This is a genomic window from Conexibacter sp. W3-3-2 (genome assembly GCF_009707605.1).
In the GTDB taxonomy this organism is placed as follows: domain Bacteria; phylum Actinomycetota; class Thermoleophilia; order Solirubrobacterales; family Solirubrobacteraceae; genus Paraconexibacter; species Paraconexibacter algicola.
This window is the reverse complement of the sequence record NZ_WLYW01000001.1, coordinates 1,883,329-1,905,738: the sequence shown is the minus strand read 5'-3', so window position 1 is coordinate 1,905,738 and position 22,410 is coordinate 1,883,329. Positions and strand designations below refer to the sequence as shown.

Annotated in this window: 23 protein-coding genes and 1 pseudogene; 12 read left to right on the top strand and 12 right to left on the bottom strand. The window is 74.3% G+C overall.

Annotation, left to right across the window (positions count from 1 at the left end):
* The first annotated feature begins 200 nt into the window (after nt 1-200).
* A complete protein-coding gene (locus GKE82_RS09390) occupies nt 201-1,103 on the top strand; it encodes an ABC transporter ATP-binding protein (RefSeq protein ID WP_154733100.1) in 903 nt (300 codons plus the stop codon).
* On the top strand, nt 1,100-2,158 hold the full coding sequence (locus tag GKE82_RS09385) for an ABC transporter permease (RefSeq protein WP_154733099.1): 1,059 nt from the start codon (nt 1,100-1,102) through the stop codon (nt 2,156-2,158). Before GKE82_RS09390 ends, GKE82_RS09385 begins: the two co-directional genes overlap by 4 nt.
* 15 nt (nt 2,159-2,173) lie before the next feature.
* On the opposite strand, the gene GKE82_RS09380 is transcribed toward GKE82_RS09385, so the two are convergent.
* From GKE82_RS09380 to GKE82_RS09370, 3 genes are read right to left on the bottom strand one after another with little or no spacing between them, the layout of a single operon-like run.
* A complete protein-coding gene (locus GKE82_RS09380) occupies nt 2,174-3,337 on the bottom strand; it encodes a site-2 protease family protein (protein ID WP_107566689.1) in 1,164 nt (387 codons plus the stop codon).
* A gap of 24 nt (nt 3,338-3,361) precedes the next feature.
* Nucleotides 3,362-4,132: an ABC transporter permease subunit gene (locus GKE82_RS09375; RefSeq protein WP_154733098.1), complete on the bottom strand. Its 771-nt coding sequence runs from the start codon at nt 4,130-4,132 to the stop codon at nt 3,362-3,364.
* Complete coding sequence (locus GKE82_RS09370) at nt 4,129-5,040, bottom strand: ATP-binding cassette domain-containing protein (protein ID WP_154735092.1); 912 nt, start codon at nt 5,038-5,040, stop codon at nt 4,129-4,131. Before GKE82_RS09370 ends, GKE82_RS09375 begins: the two co-directional genes overlap by 4 nt.
* Before the next feature lie 110 nt (nt 5,041-5,150).
* Here GKE82_RS09370 and GKE82_RS09365 point away from each other — a divergent pair, with 110 nt between their 5' ends.
* The 3 genes from GKE82_RS09365 to GKE82_RS09355 all read left to right on the top strand — a co-directional run bounded on the left by GKE82_RS09365 (nt 5,151) and on the right by GKE82_RS09355 (nt 8,076).
* Entirely contained in the window at nt 5,151-6,332 is a 1,182-nt protein-coding gene (locus GKE82_RS09365; RefSeq protein WP_154733097.1) for a sensor histidine kinase, read from the top strand.
* Nucleotides 6,329-6,985, top strand: coding sequence for a response regulator transcription factor (locus GKE82_RS09360; RefSeq protein WP_309233518.1), 657 nt, complete (start codon nt 6,329-6,331; stop codon nt 6,983-6,985). Before GKE82_RS09365 ends, GKE82_RS09360 begins: the two co-directional genes overlap by 4 nt.
* Before the next feature lie 98 nt (nt 6,986-7,083).
* Entirely contained in the window at nt 7,084-8,076 is a 993-nt protein-coding gene (locus GKE82_RS09355; RefSeq protein WP_309233517.1) for a malate dehydrogenase, read from the top strand.
* Nucleotides 8,077-8,149: 73 nt separating this feature from the next.
* Here the strand turns inward: GKE82_RS09355 and GKE82_RS09350 are convergent, their stop codons facing one another.
* A complete protein-coding gene (locus GKE82_RS09350; RefSeq protein ID WP_154733096.1) occupies nt 8,150-8,548 on the bottom strand; it encodes an Rrf2 family transcriptional regulator in 399 nt (132 codons plus the stop codon).
* Between the two features lie 145 nt (nt 8,549-8,693).
* Here GKE82_RS09350 and GKE82_RS09345 point away from each other — a divergent pair, with 145 nt between their 5' ends.
* The gene (locus tag GKE82_RS09345) at nt 8,694-9,551 is read left to right on the top strand and encodes a hypothetical protein (protein ID WP_154733095.1); all 858 of its coding nucleotides are present in this window, start codon (nt 8,694-8,696) and stop codon (nt 9,549-9,551) included.
* 9 nt (nt 9,552-9,560) lie between these two features.
* On the opposite strand, the gene GKE82_RS09340 is transcribed toward GKE82_RS09345, so the two are convergent.
* Complete coding sequence (locus tag GKE82_RS09340; RefSeq protein WP_154733094.1) at nt 9,561-10,946, bottom strand: metallophosphoesterase; 1,386 nt, start codon at nt 10,944-10,946, stop codon at nt 9,561-9,563.
* Nucleotides 10,947-10,996: 50 nt separating this feature from the next.
* Between GKE82_RS09340 and GKE82_RS09335 the strand changes: the two genes are divergently transcribed.
* The gene (locus GKE82_RS09335) at nt 10,997-11,371 is read left to right on the top strand and encodes a type II toxin-antitoxin system PemK/MazF family toxin (protein ID WP_154733093.1); all 375 of its coding nucleotides are present in this window, start codon (nt 10,997-10,999) and stop codon (nt 11,369-11,371) included.
* 170 nt (nt 11,372-11,541) lie between these two features.
* A pseudogene (locus GKE82_RS09330) lies at nt 11,542-12,967 on the top strand (class I adenylate-forming enzyme family protein).
* A 77-nt stretch (nt 12,968-13,044) separates the two neighbouring features.
* Here GKE82_RS09330 and GKE82_RS09325 read toward each other — a convergent pair.
* Genes GKE82_RS09325 through GKE82_RS09305 form a run of 5 tightly spaced genes read right to left on the bottom strand, consistent with a single transcriptional unit; the run spans nt 13,045 to nt 17,909 of the window.
* Nucleotides 13,045-14,337: an ABC transporter substrate-binding protein gene (locus GKE82_RS09325; protein WP_154733092.1), complete on the bottom strand. Its 1,293-nt coding sequence runs from the start codon at nt 14,335-14,337 to the stop codon at nt 13,045-13,047.
* The gene (locus tag GKE82_RS09320; protein WP_154733091.1) at nt 14,334-15,434 is read right to left on the bottom strand and encodes a branched-chain amino acid ABC transporter permease; all 1,101 of its coding nucleotides are present in this window, start codon (nt 15,432-15,434) and stop codon (nt 14,334-14,336) included. Before GKE82_RS09320 ends, GKE82_RS09325 begins: the two co-directional genes overlap by 4 nt.
* Complete coding sequence (locus GKE82_RS09315) at nt 15,431-16,327, bottom strand: branched-chain amino acid ABC transporter permease (RefSeq protein ID WP_154733090.1); 897 nt, start codon at nt 16,325-16,327, stop codon at nt 15,431-15,433. Before GKE82_RS09315 ends, GKE82_RS09320 begins: the two co-directional genes overlap by 4 nt.
* Nucleotides 16,324-17,097 (bottom strand): ABC transporter ATP-binding protein, encoded by a 774-nt coding sequence (locus GKE82_RS09310; protein WP_154733089.1) that lies wholly within the window; start codon nt 17,095-17,097, stop codon nt 16,324-16,326. The genes GKE82_RS09315 and GKE82_RS09310 overlap by 4 nt, the downstream gene beginning before the upstream one ends.
* A complete protein-coding gene (locus tag GKE82_RS09305) occupies nt 17,094-17,909 on the bottom strand; it encodes an ABC transporter ATP-binding protein (RefSeq protein ID WP_309233516.1) in 816 nt (271 codons plus the stop codon). Before GKE82_RS09305 ends, GKE82_RS09310 begins: the two co-directional genes overlap by 4 nt.
* A gap of 209 nt (nt 17,910-18,118) precedes the next feature.
* Between GKE82_RS09305 and GKE82_RS09300 the strand changes: the two genes are divergently transcribed.
* A complete protein-coding gene (locus GKE82_RS09300) occupies nt 18,119-19,591 on the top strand; it encodes a GntR family transcriptional regulator (protein ID WP_196189140.1) in 1,473 nt (490 codons plus the stop codon).
* An 18-nt stretch (nt 19,592-19,609) separates the two neighbouring features.
* Here the strand turns inward: GKE82_RS09300 and GKE82_RS09295 are convergent, their stop codons facing one another.
* Entirely contained in the window at nt 19,610-20,386 is a 777-nt protein-coding gene (locus tag GKE82_RS09295; RefSeq protein ID WP_154733087.1) for a spermidine synthase, read from the bottom strand.
* Between the two features lie 43 nt (nt 20,387-20,429).
* Between GKE82_RS09295 and GKE82_RS09290 the strand changes: the two genes are divergently transcribed.
* The 3 genes from GKE82_RS09290 to GKE82_RS09280 are packed head-to-tail and all read left to right on the top strand — an operon-like array spanning nt 20,430 to nt 21,999.
* Nucleotides 20,430-21,215: a crotonase/enoyl-CoA hydratase family protein gene (locus GKE82_RS09290; protein WP_154733086.1), complete on the top strand. Its 786-nt coding sequence runs from the start codon at nt 20,430-20,432 to the stop codon at nt 21,213-21,215.
* A 5-nt stretch (nt 21,216-21,220) separates the two neighbouring features.
* On the top strand, nt 21,221-21,643 hold the full coding sequence (locus tag GKE82_RS09285) for a MaoC family dehydratase N-terminal domain-containing protein (protein ID WP_196189139.1): 423 nt from the start codon (nt 21,221-21,223) through the stop codon (nt 21,641-21,643).
* Nucleotides 21,640-21,999: a MaoC/PaaZ C-terminal domain-containing protein gene (locus GKE82_RS09280; RefSeq protein ID WP_154733084.1), complete on the top strand. Its 360-nt coding sequence runs from the start codon at nt 21,640-21,642 to the stop codon at nt 21,997-21,999. The genes GKE82_RS09285 and GKE82_RS09280 overlap by 4 nt, the downstream gene beginning before the upstream one ends.
* Here GKE82_RS09280 and GKE82_RS09275 read toward each other — a convergent pair.
* Nucleotides 21,983-22,360 (bottom strand): VOC family protein, encoded by a 378-nt coding sequence (locus GKE82_RS09275; protein WP_154733083.1) that lies wholly within the window; start codon nt 22,358-22,360, stop codon nt 21,983-21,985. The genes GKE82_RS09280 and GKE82_RS09275 overlap by 17 nt on opposite strands.
* Between the last annotated feature and the right edge of the window lie 50 nt (nt 22,361-22,410).

Here is a 22,410-nt window from a genome sequence, read left to right as displayed (position 1 = left end):
GGACCGCACTCTATACGGGTCGGGATCGCTCCCGGCTTGACGACATACGCGCCCATTCCCCACTCCCGCGGACGGCATTCGCTGTCCATCGGCAGTTAGGGAACCCTTATTCCTGCGGGCCTCTCACAGGCGCTGCAACGGGGATCACCGGATCCCCGTCGGCGGGATTTCCCCGGTCGACCGGGGCGTAGACGGCGCCGATGGCGCCGGTCATCGAGGTGCACGACCTCCGCAAGAGCTACGACGGGACCCCCGCCGTCGACGGCGTCTCGTTCGCGGTGGAGGCGGGCGAGTTCTTCGGCATCCTCGGTCCCAACGGCGCCGGGAAGACCACGACGCTCGAGCTCGTCGAAGGGCTGCGCGAGCCCGACGGCGGGACCGTCACGGTGACCGGACTGGACCCCTGGCCACGCAACCGGGCGCTGCTGCCCCGGATCGGCGCGCAGCTGCAGTCCTCCGCGTTCTTCGACCGGCTGACCGTGCGCGAGCAGATCGCGACGTTCGCCGCGCTCTACGGGGTCGAGGACGGGCGCATCGACGCTGCCCTGGAGACCGTCGGGCTGGCGGACCGGCACGAGACGCCGACCAACGACCTCTCCGGCGGGCAGAAGCAACGGCTCTCGATCGCGTGCGCGCTCGTCCACGACCCGGAGGTCGTGTTCCTCGACGAGCCCACCGCCGCGCTCGACCCGCAGGCGCGCCGCAACCTCTGGGACATGCTGCGCTCGATCACCGGGGCCGGCCGCACGGTCGTCCTCACGACCCACCACATGGACGAGGCCGAGATCCTCTGCGACCGCGTGGCGATCATGGACCACGGGCGGATCCTGCGCCTGGACGAGCCCGCCGCGCTGATCCGCGACCTCGGCGCGCCGCTGCGGATCTCGGTCGCCGCGAGCGCCCTCGACCTAGCGCACGCCCGCGCCATCGAGGGCGTCGAGGACGCCGAGGTGGGCGGGTCGACGCTCACGCTGCGCACCCGGAACGCGCCCGCCGTGCTGGGCGCGCTCGCCCAGCACGGCGCGCTCGAGGGGCTCCAGGTCGCCGGCGCGACGCTCGAGGACGTCTTCCTGGACCTCACCGGAAGGGAGTACCGCGTATGACCTCGCTGCGCAGCATCGCCCGCGCGATGTTCCTCGGATTCGTCCGCGACCGCTCGGCGCTGTTCTTCTCGATCGCCTTCCCGCTGCTGCTGCTCGTCCTGCTCGGCGGTCTCGCGGGTGACGGCCAGCGGGACCGCAGCACAGTCGTGCAGGTCGGCCGGGTGGCGCTGCTCGACGGCGCGTCCGCCGCGACGAGGCGGTCGCTCGACGACGTCCTCGACGTCCGCCGAGAGACCGACCTCGCCGCCGCGCTCGAGCAGGTCCGTGACGGCGACGTCGACGCGGTCGTGCTCGAGCAGGGCGGACGGGTCGTCGTGCGCTACTCCGCCGCCGACCAGGTGACCGCCGCGACCGTCCGGGGCACCTTCGACGCGATCGTCCAGAACGCGAACGTCGCCGCCACCGGACAACCGCCCCGCTTCCGGCTCAGCACCCGGCAGGTCGAGGACGACTCGCTGGAGCCGATCCAGTACTTCACGCCCGGCCTGCTCGGCTGGGCGATCGCGACCGGAGCCGCCTTCGGGGCGGCGCTCTCCCTCGTGAACTGGCGCGTCTCGGGCCTGCTGCGGCGGCTGCGCCTCGCCCCGATCGGCGCGGGGTCGGTCGTCGGCGCCCGGGTCGGCGTCAGCGTCACGATCGCGCTCGCGCAGACCGCGGTGTTCTTCCTCGCCGCGGTGCTGTTCTTCGGCCTCCAGCTGTCGGGGGCGTGGTACATGGCCGTCCCGCTCGTCGTGTGCGCCGCGCTCGCGTTCATGGCCCTCGGGCTGCTCGCGGGCGCCATCGCGCGCACGGAGGAGGCCGCCAGCGGCATCGCGAACATCATCGTGCTGCCCATGGCGTTCCTGTCGGGCTCGTTCTTCCCGCTCGACGACGCCCCGGAGTGGATCAGGGCCGTCTCGCAGGCGTTCCCGCTGCGGCATCTCACCGACGGGCTGATCGACGTGACGGTGCGCGGGGACGGCCCGGCGGCCGCGCTCGGTCCGATGGCCTTCCTGCTCGCCTTCAGCGCGGTCGTCGCGCTGATCGCGTCACGCGTCTTCCGCTGGGAGCGCTAGGCGCCGCCTGCCCGCCTACGCGGCGTCGACCGCGGCGCCGAGCGCCCGGCGGACCTGCTGGACCGTGACGACGCCCCGCAGCGCCCCGGCGGCGTCGACGACCATGAGCGCCCCGAGGTCGCGCAGCGGCGCGGAGTGGATCAGCGCCTCCAGCGGCTCGTCGTCGCGGACGGCGAAGCGCGCGTCGGCGGCGTCGAGCAGGTCGGCGACCGGCAGGATCGGGCGACCCGCGTCGACCGCGCCGTCCACTCGCACGCGCGGCAGGATCCCGAGGTAGCGCCCGGTCCCGGGCTCGACCGCGGCGAACCACTCCCAGCCGTAGCGCAGGAAGAAGTCCTCCTGCGCGCGCAGCGCGGTCGTGTCCCCGGGGATCGTGACCGGGTCGCCGTCCATCAGGTCGGCGACGGTCACGCCGTCGATCCGCTCGGCGAAGTCGCTCGTCGCGACCGCGCCCGAGGCCGCCTGGCCGAGGAACCAGCCGAGCACCATGAGCCACACGCCGTTGATCGGGTCGATCGTGAACGCGAGGACCGCGCCGCCGCCGATCAGCACGAAGCTGAAGCCCTGGCCGAGCCGGGCGGAGAAGCGCGTGCCGCGGTTCTTGTCCCCGGTGATCTTCCACGCGGCCGCGCGGGCCAGGCGCCCGCCGTCCAGCGGGAACGCCGGGACCATGTTGAACACGAACAGGAACGCGTTGACCGTGAACAGCCACGAGGCGAGCGCGAGCGCCGGGGTGGTGCTCGACTCGCTGAACGTCACGTTGTCGAAGAACTCGCCGGCCCGGGACAGGCCGAAGCCGAACGCCAGGCACAGCGCGCAGACCACGAGCGTCACCGCCGGGCCCGCGCCGGCGACGCGGAACTCCTCGCCCGGGGTGCGGCTGTCGCGGCTGAGCTTCGCGAGACCGCCGAAGAACCAGAGGTCGATCCCCTCGATCCCGATCCCGCTGCGGCGGGCGACGAGCGCGTGGCCGAGCTCGTGGGCGACGAGCGACACGAAGAACAGCAGCGCGCCCGCGACCGCGACGAGGTAGGCCTCCGTGTCCGAGCCGCCCAGGACGTCCTGGAACTGCCCGGACAGGAAGTAGATCATCAGGAACAGGAAGACGAACCAGCTGGGGCTGGCGCCGATCCTGATCCCGAACAGGCGACCGAGCTGGACGGACGAGGAGCCGATCACCCCTCCATGGTCGCACGGCGCGGGCTACTTCACCTCGCGTCGCAGCAGCAGCGCGGTGCCGACGACGAGCGGGAGCGCGATCCACAGCGAGCACGCGGTGAGCAGGTGCCACCACCCGTCGCCGGAGAGACGCATCTCGCTCAGGGTCACCAGCGAGAGGTTCGGGTCCAGCCACGTCCACGTGGACTGGAGCGCGGTGACGAGCTCGCCGAGGAGGCCGAACACCGTGGGAAGCGCGAAGTAGGCGACGATCGCTGCGGCCGAGGTGCGCAGCACGAGGCCGAACGCGACGCCCCAGAGCATGCCGAGGAGGACCGCGAGGGTCACCTGCCCGAGGTCGCCGGCGCCGACGTCCCAGGCTCCGGGCACCCCGGCCGCCGCGGTGACCACGACCGCAGCCAGGAGAGCGGTCGCGAGACCGGTCGCGCTGAGCGTGAGGGCGGCAAGGAGCTTGGCCGCGATCACCCGGCGACGGTCGGGGACGAGCGCGAACGTCGTGAGCGCGGTTCGCTGCGACCACTCGCCCGTGACGAGCAGGATCCCGATGATCGGGAGGAAGATCGAGAACGGCAGGTGGGAGAGCGCGATGATCTCGGTCAGCGTGCGGTCCTCGGCGGCGCCGATGAACCCGCGCGCCACGGTGACCGCGATCGTGACGAGCACCGCGAGGCCGAGCAGCCAGCGGCCGGAGCGGGTGTCGGACGCCTTGCGCAGCTCGACGGCGGTCAACCGCCCGATGGTCGGGCCGGCGATGTCGCGCGGCGCGAGCGTGGTGGGGAGGGTGGCGGTGCTCATGCGGCGATCTCCTGGTGCTCGAGGGTGGGATGGGGGGAGGTGGTGAGGGACAGGAAGAGCTCCTCGAGCCCGGCGCCGTCGGCGGCGCGCAGCTCCAAGAGGACGACGCCGCCGGCCGCGGCGGCCCGGCCGACCGCCTCGGCGTCAGCCTCGACGAGCTGACCGCCGTCGGTCAGGTTTGTCGACGGCAGGCCGGCGACCGCGAGCGCCCGGCGGAGGTCCGTGCTGCTGGTGGCCCGCACCAGCGTGCCGGTCGCGGCGAGCAGCTCGGTCTTGGTGCCGTCGGCGACGATCCGGCCGCCTGCGATGACGACGAGCCGGTCGGCGACGGCCTCGACCTCGCGCAGCAGGTGCGAGGACAGCAGCACCGTGCCGCCACGGTCGGCGAAGTCGCGCAGCAGACCGCGCATCCAGTGGATGCCCTCGGGGTCCAGGCCGTTGGCGGGCTCGTCGAGCATCAGCACGCGCGGGTCGCCGGTCAGGGCCTGGGCGAGTCCGAGCCGCTGGCGCATGCCCAGCGAGTAGTCGCCGACGCGGCGGCGCGCCTTCGTGCGGTCGAGGTCCACGAGCGCCAGCAGCTCGTCGACCCGCGCGCGCGGAACGCCGAGCACGTCGGCGGTGAGGCGCAGCGTCCCCAGCCCCGTGCGGCCCGCGTGCTGGGCGGAGGCGTCGAGCAGGACGCCGATCTCGCGGCCGGGGTTCGGGAGGTCTGCGTAGGGGACGCCCATCACCGTGGTGGTGCCGGAGGTCGGCGTCGTCAACCCGGCGATCATCCGCATCGTCGTGGACTTGCCCGCCCCGTTCGGTCCGAGGAAGCCGGTGACGGTGCCCGGCTCGCAGCGGAAGCTGACGTCTTGCACGGCGGTGTGCCCGCCGTACCGCTTCGTGAGGTTCTCGACCGTGATCATGCTCTCGAGCTTCGGCGCCGGGGCCGCGTGGCACATCGGCCGAAGGTCGATCGCGGCGTCGACTTCCGTCGGTGGTCGGCGCGACCGCGGGCGCGTACGCTCGATCCACGATGGCCACGACCGTCCCCGACCGCACCTGGCGCGATCCGGCGCTGATCGCCGCCGCGATCGCGTTCGGCCTCGTGACGTACATGACCGACGCCCCGTGGGACCGCCACGGCGGCGTGGTCGCGCTCCTGGACCTCGTGGCCGGTGTCGTCGCGACGGCGGCGCTGTGGTGGCGCAAGCGCTGGCCCGTGCCGATCGCCCTCGCGACGCTCCCCCTCGGGATGCTGGCGACCTCCACGAGCGGCGCCGGCCTGGTGGTCCTCTTCACCGTGGCCGTGCACCGGCCGCTGCGCAGCGTGATGCCGGTGGCGGCGCTGTACGTCGCGACGGCCGGGGTGTACTTCCGCTTCTACCCGGACAAGGAGATCGCCTGGGGCTGGCTGATGGTGATGGTCGCCGTCTTCGTCGCGGCGCACGTCGGCTGGGGCATGTACGTGCGCGCGCGCCGCGCGCTCGTCGACTCGCTGCGCGAGCGCGCCGAGCGGGCCGAGGCCGAGCAGCAGCTGCGCGCCCAGCAGGCCCGGGACGGCGAGCGGGCGCGGATCGCGCGCGAGATGCACGACGTGCTCGCGCATCGGATCTCGCTGCTGAGCATGCACGCGGGGGCGCTCGAGTTCCGCCCCGACGCGCCGCCGCACGAGATCGCGCAGGCCGCGGGCGTGATCCGCCGCAGCGCCCACGAGGCGCTCGAGGACCTCCGCGAGGTGATCGGCGTGCTGCGCTCCGACGCGGGCGAGTCCGCCGAGGTCGACGCCGCGTCGGGGGCGCCCGCCCGCCCGCAGCCGACGCTCGGGGACCTCGACGCGCTGCTGGCGGAGAGCCGCGCGGCGGGGATGCGCGTGCACGCCGAGGTCGCCGTCGGCGCGGTGCCCGCCGGACTGGGCCGCACCGCCTACCGGGTCGTGCAGGAGGGGCTCACCAACGCGCGCAAGCACGCCGACGGCGCCCCCGTCGACGTGCGCCTGCACGGGGCGCCCGGCGACGGGCTGACCGTCGAGGTCGACAACCCGGCACCGGTCGGCGCCGCCGTCGGGGCGTCCGCCCGGATCCCCGGGGCGGGCAGCGGGCTGCTCGGCCTGCGCGAGCGCGCACAGCTCGCCGGCGGCCGCCTGGAGCACGGACCCACGCAGGACGGCGGGTTCCGCCTGCGCGTCTGGCTGCCCTGGCCGGTGGAGGCGACGTGAGCACGATCCGCGTCCTGCTCGTCGACGACGACGCGCTCGTGCGCTCGGCGCTGCGGATGATGCTCGACGGGCAGTCCGACCTGCGGGTCGTCGCCGAGGCGTCCGACGGCGCCGAGGTGCCGGCCGCCGTCGACGCGCACCGCCCGCACGTCGTGCTGATGGACATCCGCATGCCCGGGGTCGACGGGCTGGCCGCCACGGAGGCGCTGCGCGCACGCCGCGACCCGCCGCAGGTGATCGTCCTGACGACCATGAACGCCGACGAGCACGTGCTGCGTGCGCTGCGCGCGGGCGCGGGCGGGTTCCTGCTGAAGGACACGCCGCCCGCCCGGATCGTCGAGGCGATCCGGCTCGTGGCCGCCGGCGAGGCGATGCTGTCCCCGGCGGTCACCCGCCAGCTGATCACGCACGTCGCCGACCCGGCCGTCGAGGACCGTCGCGGCCGCGCGCGCGAGGCGCTGCAGGAGCTCACCGAGCGCGAGCTGGAGGTCGCCGTCGCGCTCGGCGGTGGCGGCTCGAACGCCGAGATCGGCGCCGAACTGCACATGAGCGTGGCCACCGTGAAGGCCCACGTCTCGCGCCTGCTGACGAAGCTCGAGCTGAACAACCGCGTCCAGGTCGCGCTGCTCGTCCACGACGCGGAACTGCTCTGAGCGCTCGGCGCCGTGGCGCCGTACCGCCGGTGAATCGCGACGCCGATAGCATCGCCCGCACCTCACCCTCACCGGACCCCTGAAGGAGACACCGAACCGTGAGCACCCCCGTCAACGTGGTCGTGACCGGCGCCGCCGGCCAGATCGGCTACGCCCTGCTCTTCCGCATCGCCTCCGGCGCGATGCTCGGCCCCGACACCCCCGTCAACCTGCGGCTGCTCGAGATCCCCCAGGCCGTCAAGGCCGCCGAGGGCACCGCCATGGAGCTGAACGACTGCGCGTTCCCGCTGCTGGCGAACATCGACATCTACGACGACGCCACCAAGGCGTTCGACGGGGCGAACATCGGCCTGCTCGTCGGTGCCCGCCCGCGTGGTCCGGGGATGGAGCGCGCCGACCTGCTCGAGGCCAACGGCGCGATCTTCAAGCCGCAGGGCGAGGCGATCAACGCCGGCGCCGCGGACGACATCAAGGTCCTCGTCGTCGGCAACCCGGCGAACACCAACGCGCTGATCGCGCAGGCCAACGCGCCGGACGTGCCCAAGGAGCGCTTCACCGCGATGACGCGCCTGGACCACAACCGCGCGATCGCCCAGCTGGCCGAGAAGACCGGCGCCACCGTGTCCGACATCACGAACATGGCGATCTGGGGCAACCACTCGCCGACGATGTTCCCCGACCTCTACAACGCGAAGGTCAAGGGCCAGAACGCGTTCGAGGCCGTCGGCTCGGACCTCGACTGGTACCGCGAGATCTACCAGCCGACCGTCGGCAAGCGCGGCGCGGCGATCATCGACGCGCGCGGCGCCTCCTCGGCGGCCTCCGCGGCCTCCGCGGCGATCGACCACATCCACGACTGGGTGCTCGGGACCCCCGAGGGTGACTGGGTCTCGATGGCGATCCCGTCCGACGGCAGCTACGGCGTCGCCGAGGGCATCATCAGCTCGTTCCCGGTGACCTGCTCGGGCGGCGAGTACTCGATCGTCCAGGGCCTCGAGATCCCCGAGTTCGCGCAGGAGAAGATCGACGCGACCGTCGCCGAGCTCGTCGGCGAGCGCGACGCGGTCAAGGGCCTCGGCCTCGTCGGCTGACCCGACCGATCCCGGACGGACCGAGGGCCGGTGCCACCGCGGTGGCGCCGGCCCTCGGCCGTTGCGCGGGCGCTCAGGCCGCCTCGAGCGCGTGCCAGCCGCGCCCCTCCTTGCGCACCAGGCCCTCCTTCTGCAGCCCGGGCAGCACCCGGTAGAGGTAGTTCTGCTTGATGCCCATCGCGTCGGCGAGCTCGGGGATGGTGATGCCGGGCTTCTCCTTCACGAGCGTGAGCGCCTCGTTGGCCCGCGGGCCGCTGCCCTTGGGGCGGCCGCGACGGCCCGTGCCGGAGTCCGTGCCCGAGGCGGCCTTGCGGGCCCGTGGTGCACGGGCGGGGGAGGGCGCGGGCGCGGCGCGGACGCCGTCGAGCGCCTGCAGCGCCGCCTCGAGCTTGTGGTACTCCTCGACGAGCGGCGCCAGCTCCTTCAGGCGGCTCGCGATCTCCTGACGCTTCTCGTCCAGAAAGTCCGTCATGGTGTCACATCTACCTCTAATCGGTGCGGTTATGACCAGCAAACGTCACGGATGTGACTTTTCGGAATAGTGACACACCTGGGGTGCGGGCCCGCCCCGACGATCGTCCACCGCGCCGGGAGGCCGCGTGGGCGATACTCGGTCGATGAGACGGAAGATCACCGTGGTGGGGGCCGGCGCGGTCGGCTCGGCGACCGCGCTGCTGCTCGGCCGCCGGCCCGACGCGGACGTCGTGCTCGTCGACGCCGACGCCGCTCGTGCCCGGGCGCGCGCGCTCGACCTCACCGCCGCGGTCGCGCTCGACGCGGGCGCCGGCCGGGTCTCCCCGGGCGGCTGGGTGGACGTCGCGGGCAGCCACGTCGTCGTCCTCGCCCTCGGCGGGCCGGACCCGCTCGCGGCGCTCGCCGAGGTCGGGGCCGAGCTCGCCCGCCGCTGCCCGGACGCGGTCGTCGTCGTGCTCACCACCCCGGTGGACGCGGCCACGCACGCGGTGCTCGAGGCGACCCGCTTCCCGCGCGGTCAGGTGCTCGGCCTCGGGACCGTCGTCGACACCGCGCGGCTGCGGTCGCTGCTGGCCCGCGAGGCGGGCGTCAGCGTCGCCGACGTGCAGGCGCTCGTGCTCGGCCAGCACGACGGCGTGCTCGTCCCGATCACCTCGACCGCGACGATCGCCGGACGTCCCGCCGCCGAGGTGCTCGGCACCGAGCGGCTCGACGCGGTCGTCGCGGGCGTCGCCGACGCGGCGGACGAGCTGCGCGCCGGGCTGGGCGAGCGCGCCGGGCTGCTGGCGCCCGCCGCCGCGGTCGTCGACGTCGTCGCGGCGATCGTCGACGACACGCGCCGCGTGCTGCCGTGCTCGGCGCTCTGCCAGGGCGAGCTCGGGATCACCGGCAGCGTCCTCGCCGTCCCCGTGGCGCTCGGCGCCGACGGCATCGCCGCGATCGTCGACGTGCAGATGGCCGAGGCCGAGCGCGTCGCGCTGCTCGCCGCGGCCGACGTCTGACCGTCCGCCTCAGCTGCCGACGAACGGCAGGTCCGGCGCGCTCAGCGGCAGCGACGGCGCGGGCTGGAACCCCCGCCGCCCGTACAGGTGCGTGAAGCCGCGGCTGGACCGTGGGCCGCGCGTGTACTCCGCCTGGCGCCCGTAGACCTGCCGGGCGCTGGTCGCCACCCAGTCGCGCACGAACGGCTCGTCCATGCGGTGGAACTCGCGCGTGACACCGTCCTCGTGGAAGCGCAGCAGCGCGAACCCGGCCGGGTACTCCTTGCCCGCCCCGTTCTCCACGAACGGCAGCCGCTCCCCGATCCGCTCGTCGTAGGCGACGAGGTTGCGGTGCGTGTGCCCGTGGAGCACCAGCGCGACGTGCGGATGCCGGGCGAGCACCCCCAGCGCGTCACGGCCGCCGCGGTCGGGGTCGACCCCGGAGCCGAAGGGCGGCAGCGCGCTGAAGCGCGACCCGGCGACGATCGGGTGGTGGAAGAGCACGAGCGCCCGGCGGCCCTGTCCGGCGGCCCGGGTCAGCTCGCGGTCCAGGAACGACAGCTGGTCCCCGAGGTCCAGCCGCCCGCGGCCACTGTCCGGGTCGCAGGAGTCCAGGCCGATCACCGTCAGCGCCGGGCCGACGTCGCGCGACCACGACAGGGCGTGCGCGCCGACGGGTCGGTCGCCGAACGCCTGCATGCGCAGGCAGTCCCCGTCCTCCCCGCAGGGGCCGAAGCGGCGGTCGTGGTTTCCGCGTGTCACCGCCAGCGGCACGCGCGCCCGGCGCAGCACCGCCAGGGCGCGGCGCACCTCGTCGGGGCGGCCGCGGTCGGTGAGGTCGCCGTTGACGACGAGCAGGTCGGGGCGCAGCCGTCGGATCGCCCGCACGGCCGCAGCGGTCATGCGGATCGCGTAGCCGGGCTCGGAGAAGCACGGCGGGAAGTCGCCGCTGATCGTCCCCGAGCAGCCCTCGCCGACGTGGATGTCGTTCAGCACGGCGATCGTCGCCAGCACGCGCCCGGCGGGCCGGCGCAGCGTCGTCACGACCCCGGTGTGCGCGTCGTTCTCGGGCACCCGGCGGCCGCCGGACCACAGCTCGTAGCGGTACTCGCGGCCCGGCTGCAGGCCCTCCACGGACGCGACGTGCACCCGGGCGCCCTGCTCCAGCACCCGCGACTCCCCGGCGGCGGGCAGGCCCGGGCCCCGCAGCACGATCCGGCTGTCGGACGCCTCCGACGTCGCCCACCAGCACGAGAAGCCGGTCGGCGTCACGGTCACGAGCTCCGAGCGCAGCCCGCCGCGCAGCGCCGCGAGCTGCCCGAGCGCGGGCGGCGCGCCGCGCGCCCCGAGCAGCAGGCCGCCCGCCCCCGCGGCACCGGCGACCAGCAGCTCCCGACGGGACACTCCGCGCTCCATGGGCGCGATGCTCCCACAGCCGCGACCGGCCCCCGTTACGTTCCTGTGCCATGAGCGAGCCGGCGTTCCGCTACGACCCGGACCTCGACGGGGACGCCGACCCCGGCGAGGTCGTCTGGACCTGGGTGCCCTACGAGGAGGACGCCTCCCAGGGCAAGGACCGCCCGACGGTCGTCATCGCCCGCGACGGCGACGAGGTCCTGCTCGTGCCGCTGTCCAGCCGCAGCCACGAGGACCGGCTCGACCGCGACGACTGGATCGAGCTCGGCAGCGGGGCGTGGGACCGCGACGGCCGTTGCAGCCACGTCGACGTCTCGCGCGTCCTGCGCGTCCGTGCCGACGCGATCCGCCGCGAGGGCGCCGTGCTCGAGCAGGACCGCTTCGAGGCGGTCGTCGCCGCCGTGCGCGCCCGCGGCGGCGGCTGAGCGCCTGTCGGCTCTCCACAGCCCGCGGGGTGCCGGTTCGTCCCTGCTCCCCATACAGCGGTCCCGGACGACGTGGGAGCCTCGGACGCGACCCACCACGCCAGGAGAGACCGATGACGACCATGGAAGAGCGCCGCGCCGCGCTGACGACCTTCGCCGAGCTGCCCGCGATGCGCGCCTCCCAGGCCCCCGACGCCCCGGCCGTCTGGGACGACCACGTGCAGCTCGACAACGCGGGGCTGCACGACCGCGTCGAGCGGGCCGCCGCGGCGCTCGTGCGCGCCGGGGTCGGGCCGGGGGACACCACGGCGGTGATCCTCCCCAACCGTCACGAGCTGATCGTCGCGCTGTTCGCGTCCTGGCGGATCGGGGCGGCGATCACGCCGGTCAACCCGATGCTGACGCCGACCGAGATGCAGTACCAGGTCGACGACGCGGGGGCGAAGGCGATCATCGGCGAGGGCCTGCCGATCGAGGGGCAGGTGCTCGGCCTCGACGCGCTGCTGCAGGACGTCGGGGACACCGCGCTGCCGGCGCCGCCGCAGGACCCCTCGGACCTCGCGCTGCTGATCTACACGAGCGGCACGACCGGCAAGCCCAAGGGCGTCATGCTCGACCACTCCAACCTGCTGAGCATGTGCGAGAGCGCCGGGACGCACCTGCTGATCACCGACGCCGACCACAGCCTGCTGGTGCTGCCGCTGTTCCACGCCAACGGCATCGTCGCGGGCACGCTCACGCCGCTGCTCGCGGGCGGCCGCGTGACGATCGTCGCGAAGTTCAGCCCGTCGACGTTCTTCGACACCGTCGCCGCGGTGCGCCCCACGTACTTCTCGGCGGTCCCCGCGATCTACGCGATGCTCTCCGCGCTCCCCGACGACCAGGTCGCCGACACGTCCTCGCTGCGGCTCGTCATCTGCGGTGCGGCGCCGATGCCCGCCGAGCTCATCCACCGCGTCGAGGAGCGGTTCGACGTCGTGCTCGTCGAGGGCTACGGCCTCTCGGAGGGCACCTGCGCCTCGGTGATCAACCCGGTGGAGGGGGAAGCGCAAGCCCGGCACGGTCGGGATCCCGATGCCCGGCCAGCAGGTCGAGATCATGGGCGAGGACGGCACCATCCTGCCGCACGGCGAGCGCGGCGAGGTCGTCATCAAGGGCCCGGTCGTCATGCGCGGCTACCTCAACAAGCCTGAGGAGACCGCCAAGACGATCGTCGACGGCTGGCTGCACACCGGTGACGTCGGCATCTTCGACGAGGACGGGTACCTGAAGATCGTCGACCGGATCAAGGACATGATCATCCGCGGCGGCGAGAACATCTACCCGAAGGAGATCGAGTCGGTCCTCTACACCGACGAGGGCGTGCTCGAGGCGGCGGTGATCGGCCGGCCCGACGACGTGCTCGGCGAGGTCGTCGTCGCCTACGTCGCGCTGCGCCCCGACGCGACCACCACGGTGGAGGACCTGCACGCGCTCTGCGAGGAGCAGCTGGCGAAGTACAAGCGGCCGGTGCTCATCGAGCTGCGCGACGAGCTGCCGAAGAACCCCGTCGGCAAGATCGACAAGCCGACCCTGCGCAAGCAGTCGGTGGCCTGAGACCGCGACGCCCGCGCCGCGGCCCCGGACGGACGTCCCGGGGTCGCGGTCTCCGCGGGCGACGACGGGTGGGCGCCCTACTCGGCGGCGCCTGTGAACGTGAACGCCTTGGCGGGCGCGGAGGCGACGTTCGTCTCCGCCGCCTCGAGGCCGAACGGCCCGTCGGCCTTCACCGTGAAGATCGACGACTCGCGCGGCGGGTTGCGCTGCGCGACCGGTCCGTAGGTGTAGTCGCCGGACAGCCCGTCGAGCGAGACCGTCCCGACCTCCTGCACCGCCTTGAGGATCCCCTCGTGCGACAGGTCCCCGTTCTTCACGGCCTGCTCGAGCACCGCGGTCATGGCGCGCGCCTGGTTGTAGCCGAACGCGTAGTACAGGTCGCCCTCGGCGACCTTGGCCTTCGACGGGAACTCCTTGCGGGCGGCGATCAGCTCCTTCATGCCGGGAACGCTCTCGTCCCCCCACGCCGGGCCCTCCGCGACGACCCACAGCCGGGCCTCGAGGTAGTCCTTCAGCGGGGACTGCGACAGCGCCTGCACCCAGGCGGGGGACTGCGCGATCCAGCGTGGTGCGAACCGGCCCTGAGCCGCGGTGCCGAGGATGGCGCCGGTCTCGGTCGGCAGCGCGGTGAGGAACACCATGTCGCAGCCGGCGTTCTTCAGCCGGGTGACCTGGCCCGTGAAGTCCTTGTCGCCCTGGCGGAAGGTGACGCTGGCGGCGAGCTCCTGCCCGAGCTCCTTCATCGCGAAGTCGACGCCCTGCGATCCCGCCTCGCCGTAGGGGTCGTCCTGGAACATGCCGCAGAGCTTCTTGCCACCGCCCTTGCCCTCGGTGCGCAGGTAGTAGTCGATCCCGTTGATCGCCTGCAGCTGGTACGGGGCGCCCATCGGCACGAGGTTCGGCTCGCGCACCCACTCGGCGTCGAGCGTGGCGGGGCCGGCGACGGTGCCGTCGCGCTTGATCTGCGGCAGGACCGCGGAGATCGTCGGCGTGCCGAGGATCTGCACGAACGCGGCGGTCTCGTCCTTGAGCCGGTTGTACGCCTGCACGGCGGTCGGCGGGTCGTAGCGCGTGTCGCGCTGCACGAGCTCGACCCGGTACTTGCCCGCGACGCCGCCCGCGGCGTTGAGCTTGTCGAACCACAGCTGGTTGCCGGCGGTCAGCGGCTGCCCGATCACGGCGACCGGACCGCTGAGCGGTGTCAGGACCCCGAGCTTGATCGTCTTGCCGTCGAAGCCCGCGGTGGTGCCGGGGGCACCTGCGGATCCGCCGCCGCCCCCGTCGTCGTCGTCGCGGCCGCAGCCGGCGACGCCCAGGGCGGCCACCAGCGCGAGTGCGGTGACGGCCCTCGTCGTCCTGCTCCCTCTCATCTGCTCTCCTCCTCGGTGGTGGCGGTCGCCTGTGCGGACGACCGCCGGTTGACCCGCAGCGCGACCCGACGCGTGAGGGCGGTCAGCCCCCGGGGCTCGGCGATCAGGAAGCCGATGATCAGCAACCCGAACAGCACCTGGTTGAGCGCGAAGACGGTGATGATCCCGTCGTCGCCGGCGCTCGCGGCGACCCCGGGGATCGAGTCCGAGTACTCCTCGATGATCCGCGGCAGCGAGCCGACGAACAGCGCGCCGACGACCGGTCCGTAGACCGAGCCGAGCCCGCCGACGATGACGATCGCGATGTACTGGATCGAGAGGACGAGGCTCCACTCGTTCGGGGAGACGAACTCCTGGTAGGCGCCCAGGAGGGCGCCGGCGAGCGCGGCGAGGGCACTGGACAGCGCGAACACGGCGACCTTCGTGCGGGCGAGGTCGACCCCGGTCAGCTCGGCGGCGAGGTCGCGGTCGCGGATCGCCTGCAGCGCGCGGCCCGCGCGGCTGCGCGCGAGGTTCGCGGCGACGAGGCTGACGAGCGCGACGAGCGCCCAGACGAGCCAGAACCAGCTCTGCGCGCGGGTGGCCTCGAAGCCGCCGAGCGCGAAGTCGTTGAAGTCCACGCCGAGGCTCGCGGGCGCGTCGATCGCGCGGCCGCCGTTGCCGCCGGTCAGCCCGGTCCAGTTGCGGAAGACATGCTCGGCCAGGAACACGAGCCCGAGCGTCACGACGACGAGGTACTGGCCGCGCAGCCGCAGGGCGAACGGGCCGATCAGCGCGCCGATGACGGCCCCGGCGAGCGCGGCCCCGGCGAGCCACAGCGGCAGCGGCAGGCCGTTGTCCGCGCCCAGCCAGCCCGCGACGTACGCGCCGACGCCGATGAACGCGGCGTGCCCGAGCGACACCTGACCGGCGTACCCCGTGAGGAGATTGAGGCCGTGGGCGCCGATCGCGGCGATGCCCGCGTAGGCGAGGACCGACAGCCAGAAGTCGGAGACGCCAAGCGGCAGCAGCACGTAGAGCGCGAGCAGCGCGACCGCGAGCGGGCGGGCCGCCGGCGCGCGCAGCAGCGCGGGCGGACGGGGGACGGGGGTGCTCATGCGCGGTCCACCTCCCGGCTGCCGAACAGCCCGTAGGGCCGCACGAGCAGGATGAGGATCATCACGACGTAGGGCATGACGACGTGGAAGTTGTCGCCCAGCCACGCGGCGTGGTCGGGTTGGTAGCCGGCGGTGAGCGTCTGGGTGATGCCGATCAGCAGGCCGCCGACGACCGCCCCGCCGGGGGAGTCCAGGCCGCCGAGGATCATCGCCGGGAAGGCGGCGAGCGCGATGAACGAGATCGTCGGCGTGACGGCCGCCGCCCCCGTCGCGAGCGTGACGCCGGCGAGGGCCGCGACCATCCCGGAGATCGCCCAGCTGACCGCGACGACGCGCCGGACGCTGATGCCCTGCGCGAGCGCGGCCTCCTGGTCGATCGCCACGGCGCGCATCGCCAGGCCGTAACGGGAGCGCTGGAAGAAGGCGAAGAACCCGGCGAGCGCGACGGCGGCGAGCAGCAGCGTCCAGAGGTCCCGGACCGCGAGCGTGAGGCCGGCGGCGTCGACCGTGTCGATGCCCCACGGGTCGCCGAGGTTCTGCGCCCCGTAGCCCCAGATCGTCGGGATGACCTGCTCGAGGACGAACAGCAGGCCGATCGTGATCATGATCACCGCGAAGGCGGGCTGGCCGACGGTGCGGGCGAGCACGAGCCGCTCGATCAGCGCGCCGAGCAGGCCGCACAGCGCGACGGCCATCACGACCGCGAGCGCGAACGGCAGGCCGGACTCCTCGGCCAGCTGGTAGGTCAGGTACGCGCCGACGGCGACGAGACCGCCCTGCGCGAAGTTGATGACGCCGGTGGCGCGGAAGATGACGACGAACCCGAGCGCGACGAGCGCGTAGCGGGCGCCGAGCGCGCTTCCCGCGAAGACGTACTGGACGAAGTCGGTCATGCGACCTCCGCGGTGCCGAGGTAGGCGGCGATGACGCGCTCGTCGCGCTGGATCTCCGCCGGGGTGCCGGTCGCGATCGGCCGGCCGAAGTCGAGTGCGACGACGCGGTCGGCGAGCCCCATGACGAACGGCATGTCGTGCTCGACGAGCACGACGGCGAGCTCGGGCCGGGCGGTCCGGACCGCGCGCACGTGCGCGGCCATCGCCTCGGTCTCCTCGCTGTTCATGCCCGCGACGGGCTCGTCGAGCAGCAGCAGCCGCGGCTCCATCGCCAGGGCCCGGCCGAGCTCGACGCGCTTCTGGATGCCGTAGGGCAGCATCGCGACGTGGGCGTCCTGCACCGCCTCCAGGTGCAGGAGCTCGAGGATCGCGCCGACGTGGACGCGGTGCTCGCGCTCCTCGCGGCGGGCGCGACCCAGCCAGGCGGCGCCGGCGAGGAAGCCGGAGCGCATGTGGCGGTGGCGGCCGAGCAGGAGGTTCTCGGTGACCGTGAGCGTGGGGAAGAGGCCGAGGTTCTGGAACGTCCGCCCGACGCCGAGGTCGGCGGACCGCCGGCGCGAGCCGAGCAGCGAGACGCCGTCGAGGGCGACCGCCCCCTCCTGCGGCACGTACACGCCGCTGATGCAGTTGAAGACCGAGGTCTTCCCGGCGCCGTTGGGGCCGATGACCGCGACGAGCTCGCCGCGCGCAGCGGTGAACGACACGCCGTCCAGGGCCGTGACCCCGCCGAAGCGCAGGGTGACGTCGCGGACCTCCAGCAGCGCGCTCATGCCGGCTCCCCGGTGTCGGGGAGCGCCTGGGCGACCGCGTCGGGCAGCGGCTCGCCGACGGTGCCGCCGAGGTAGCTGGCCTGCACCTGGGGGTCGGCGAGCAGCGCGTCGGCCGGGCCGTCGAGCGCGACGCGGCCGGTCGCCATGACGACGCCGCGATCAGCGATCGCGAGGGCCATCCGCGCGTTCTGCTCGACGAGCAGGACCGTGGTGCCCGCCTCGTTGATCGCGACGATCGCGTCGCGGATCTGGCGGACCATCAGCGGCGCCAGCCCGAGCGAGGGCTCGTCGAGGACGAGCAGCCGCGGCCCGGCCATGAGCGCACGGCCGATCGCGAGCATCTGCTGCTGGCCGCCGGAGAGGTAGCCGGCGACGTCGTCGAGCCGTCCCCGCAGGTCGGGGAACAGCTCGAGCACGCGGTCGCGGGAGGCGGCGACGGCGGTGCGGTCGGTGCGCGAGAACGCGCCGGTGCGCAGGTTCTCCTCGACGGTCAGCGGCGCGAAGATCCGCCGGCCCTCCATGACCTGCGCGACCCCGGCGCGCACGAGGTCGACGGCGCCGCGACGACCGAGCGGCGTGCCGTCGAGCTCGATCCCGCCGCGGACCGTGCGGCCGCGGTGCATGGGCAGCAGGCCGGTCGCCGCGCGCAGGACGGTCGTCTTGCCGGCGCCGTTGGCGCCGAGCAGCGCGACGATCGATCCGCCCGGCACCGAGAACGTCACGCCACGCAGGGCGTGGATGACGTCCGAGTAGACGACCGCGAGATCGCGGACCTCCAGGGATGCACCAGCGATGCGCTCCTCGGGCGCCACCACCGCTCTCCTCTCGACCCATGGGCTCCGGCAGTCCCGGATCCCGATGGGCGGCCAGCCTAACCGCACCGGGAGGACGAAATGCAAGGGCGAACTGCGGCCGACTGCGCAGGTGGTCGAGGGGGAATCCGGTGCATTCTGCGGTGCGCCAGCCGGTGCCAGGGCGCGCTCGGGCAACTCACCCGTGCTTGTATACTAGTACGCAGCCCATGCAGCTCGTCCTGTCCGACCGTGGCCGACCCGGAGAACCGACCCGGGACCGCGTGTACGCGACGCTGCGGGACGCGATCACCACCGCGCAGCTGGACCCCGGCCGGCGGCTGTCCGAGAACGAGCTCGCCGGGGAGCTCGGCGTCAGCCGCACCCCGATCCGGGAGGCGCTCGCGCTGCTGCGCGAGGAGCGGCTCGTCGCGATCGTGCCGCAGCTCGGCACCTTCGTCACGCGGATCAGCCGCCAGGCGGTCGAGGACGCGGCGTTCGTCCGCGAGGCGCTCGAGTGCGCGTCCGTGCGACTCGCCGCGCGCGCCGCCACCACCGACCTGCTCGACGAGCTGCAGGCCAACCTCGCGATGCAGGAGCGCGTCGTCGACCGGGCCGACCCGGTCCGCTTCGACGCGCTCGACGGGGAGCTGCACCGGCTGCTCGCGCTCGCCAGCGGGCGGCCGATCGCCTGGACGCTCGCCCAACGCGCCAACGGCCAGCTCGACCGCGTCCGGCGGCTGTCGCTCCCCGCTCCCGGCTTCCTCGCCGACATGCTCGCCGAGCACCGCGCCGTCGTCGCCGCGGTCGCCGCCCGGGACGCCGACGCGGCCGAGTCGGCGATGCGCCACCACCTCCGCCAGGTCACCTCGCAGCTCGGGGAGATCCAGGCCGCCCACCCCGAGTACTTCGACGAGGAGCCCCCCCGCATGAGCACCGTCTTCGAGGTCGAGCGCCGTCCCACCGCACGCCCGGTCGGCCGCCCCCGCGCCCGCCGCTTCGGCCGCGACGAGATCATCGCGGCGATCCAGGCCTGGACCGCCGAGCACGGCGCGCCACCGCTGACGATCGACTGGGAGCCCTCACGCGCCCGGGCCCGCGGGCAGGTGTGGCGCGCCGAGCGGTTCGAGCGCGGGACGTGGCCGACGATCCGGATGGTGCGCCGCCAGTTCCGCACGCTCGGCGAGGCGATCGCCGCAGCCGGGCTCGAGCCCCCGCGCCCGCGCGGCCGCAAGCCCAACCTCACCGGACCGGACGCCGTCCTGCGCGCGATCCGCGAGTGGACGCGCCGCTTCGGCGAGCCCCCGACGCAGACCGACCTCGACCCCTACCGCGCGCGCCGCACCCGCCAGGAGTGGCGGATCGAGCGCTACTACGAGGGGGACTGGCCGAGCCTGCCGACCGTGCGCCACCACTTCGGGACGCTCAGCGCCGCCGTCGCCGCCGCCGGCCTCGAGCCCGCCCCGCAGTCCGAGACGCCCGCCGACCGGCTCGCCCGCCGGCGGCGCAATCGGCTCGCGCTGGTCGACGGCGTCGCCGGGGCCGCGCCCGACCACGGGCCGGGCGCCCTCGCCGCCGCCGTGCGCGAGGTCGCGCGCGCCCGCTCGGCCCGCGACGCCCAGGCGCTCGACCAGGCCCTGCTCGAGCTCGCCGGGACCGCGCTGGGCTGGGCCGACCGCGTGCGCACCCCGGACGCCGCCTGACCCGGGGACGGGCGCCGCTCAGATCCCGTCGGCGTCGCGGGCGGGCACGGTGCCCGCGACGAGCCGCAGCAGCTCCGCTCGATCCAGCAGTCGCGCCGGGGACGGGTCGGCGGCCGCGCCCGCCGCGATCCGGTCGGCGGGCAGCGGCGCCGTGGACCCCGCCAGCACGACGTTGCCGCCGCGCAGGCCGCGGGAGCCCAGCGCGACCACGTGCGCGTAGGCCTGCAGCAGCGACGCGGCGACCGCGCGCGTGTCGTCGAGCGCGCGCGTGTCGACGAGGTTCACCAGGGTCAGCGGCGCCACCCGCGCCGCGTCCGTCAGCGCCTCGATCGTGACGAGGTGGCGGGGCACGCGGGCGCCGACGAACGCGTCGAGCACGATCGCGTCGTGGCTGTCGTCGGGGCGCGCCGCGATCCGCTCGCGGCCGTCGCCGACGCGGACGCGCAGCCCGGGCGCCCGGCGCAGTCCCAGGTGCTCGCGCGCGACCTCGAGGACCGCCGGGTCGATCTCCACGACCTCCTGGCGGCCCTCGCGGTCCTCGTCGGCCAGGGCCCGGGCCAGCGCGCAGCCCGCCCCGCCGACGTGCAGGACGCGGCGCGCCCCGGCCGCGCGCAGCACGAGCCGCGCCCAGCGCAGGTAGTCGAACTCGAGGTGCCGCACGTCGGCGAGGTCGACGTAGGAGGCGTCCATGTCGCCCTGACGCAGCAGCCGGCCCGTCGGGCGCGCCGGGTCGCGCTCGACGACGAGCTCCCCGACGCGCGCGACCACGATGTCCTGGGCGCGTCGGCGGGCCACGGGCGGGATCATCGCGGACGGTCCCGGCGGTTAGGGTCGGGGCATGAGCGACTCCGCCGCCGTCCGCGTCGAGCGCGACGGCCCCGTCACCACGGTGATCCTGTCCCGTCCCGCGGTCCGCAACGCGGTCGACGGCCCGACCGCCGCGCTGCTGGCCGACGCCTTCCGCGCCTTCGACGCCGACGAGGACGCCGCCGTCGCCGTCCTGTACGGGGAGGGCGGCTCGTTCTGCGCCGGGGCCGACCTCAAGGCGCTGGGCTCCGACCGCGCCAACCGGATGCACGACCCCGGCAGCGGGGACGGGCCGATGGGTCCGAGCCGGATGCAGCTCGGCAAGCCGGTGATCGCCGCGGTCGCCGGGCACGCGGTCGCGGGCGGCCTCGAGCTCGCCTGCTGGTGCGACCTGCGCGTCATCGAGGAGGACGCCGTGTTCGGCGTGTTCTGCCGCCGCTGGGGCGTGCCCCTGATCGACGGCGGCACCGTCCGGCTGCCGCGGCTGATCGGGCTCAGCCGCGCGATGGACCTCATCCTCACCGGCCGACCCGTCGACGCCGCCGAGGCGGAGCGCATCGGCCTCGCCAACCGCGTCGTGCCCACCGGCACGGGCCTCGCCGCCGCGCAGGAGCTCGCCCGCGACCTCGCCCGCTTCCCGCAGGTGACGATGCGCGGCGACCGCCTCTCGGCGCTGCAGCAGGACGGCCGCGACGAGCAGGCCGCCCTGGCCGTCGAGTGGGAGCACGGGCGGCGCGCGCTCACCGCCGCCCTGGAGGGCGCGTCGCGGTTCGCGGGCGGCGCCGGCCGCCACGGCTCCTTCGACGACCTCGGCTGAGCGGCGTGCCCGTCGATCCTGCCGTCGTCGGCCGCGCGCTCGACACCGTCACCGTGACGATCGAGCCGGGCAAGCTGCGCGAGCTCGCCCGCGCGTTCGGGGAGGCCCCGGACGCCTGGGGCGCCGTCGCGCCCCCGACCGCGCTCGTGCTCGCCGACCACCTGCGCGCCGACGGCATCATCGACGCGCCGCTGGCGATCGGGATGGACGTCGCGCGGCTGCTGCACGGCGAGGCGTCCTGGGACCTCGTCCGGCCCGTCCGGGCGGGCGACGTGCTGACCGGCACGACCGTCGTGGAGGCGCTCGACACCCGCGAGGGCCGGCGCGGCGGCACGATGACCCGCGCGACGTTCGCGACCACGTTCACCGATCCCGCCGGCGCGGTCGTCGCCGTCCAGCGGCACGTCTTCGTGGAGACGGGCGCATGAGCGCGTTCCCGCCGCAGCGGATCGGGCCGATCACCCGCACCGACATCGTCCGCTACGCGGGGGCGGGCGGCGACTTCAACCCGATCCACCACGACGAGGCGTTCGCGCGCGCCGCGGGCAGCGACGGCGTGTTCGCGATGGGCCTGCTGAGCGGCGGGATCGTCGCCGCGCGCCTGGCCCGCTGGGCGGGGCCCGAGAACGTCGCGTCCTACCGCGTGCGGTTCACCGGCCAGGTGTGGCCCGGGGACGAGCTGCTCCTGACCGGTGACGTGGACGGCGTCGCCGTGACGCTGCAGGCGCGCCGCGGCGACGACGTCGTGGTGCGCGCATGGGCGACGCTCAGGCGTCCTGCATGACCGCGTGGACGTTGCCCGCGGGGTCGGTGAACCAGGCGATGTGCGGGCCGCGCGTGCCGTCGCTGCGCACGATGCCCTTGGCGTCGTGCTCGAACCCGTCGTAGCGGACCAGTTCGACGCCGCGGGCGGCGAGCTCGTCGACGGCCGCGTCGATGTCGGGCACCGGGAAGTTCAGGACCGTGTACGTCGCGGGCACGTGGTCGGGCTTCGGGTACACGATCGTGTTCTGGGACCCGAGGTGCAGGACGAGCATGCCCATCTCCTCGCTGGTGGGCAGGCCGAGCGTGTCGGCGTAGAAGGCGCGCGCGGCCTCCACGTCGGGGACGGCGAGGCCGTGGAAGGCGATGCTGGCGTCGAACATGCGGGTGCTCCTCGGGTCAGGGACGGGTGTCGATCCTGACCGACCGGGTG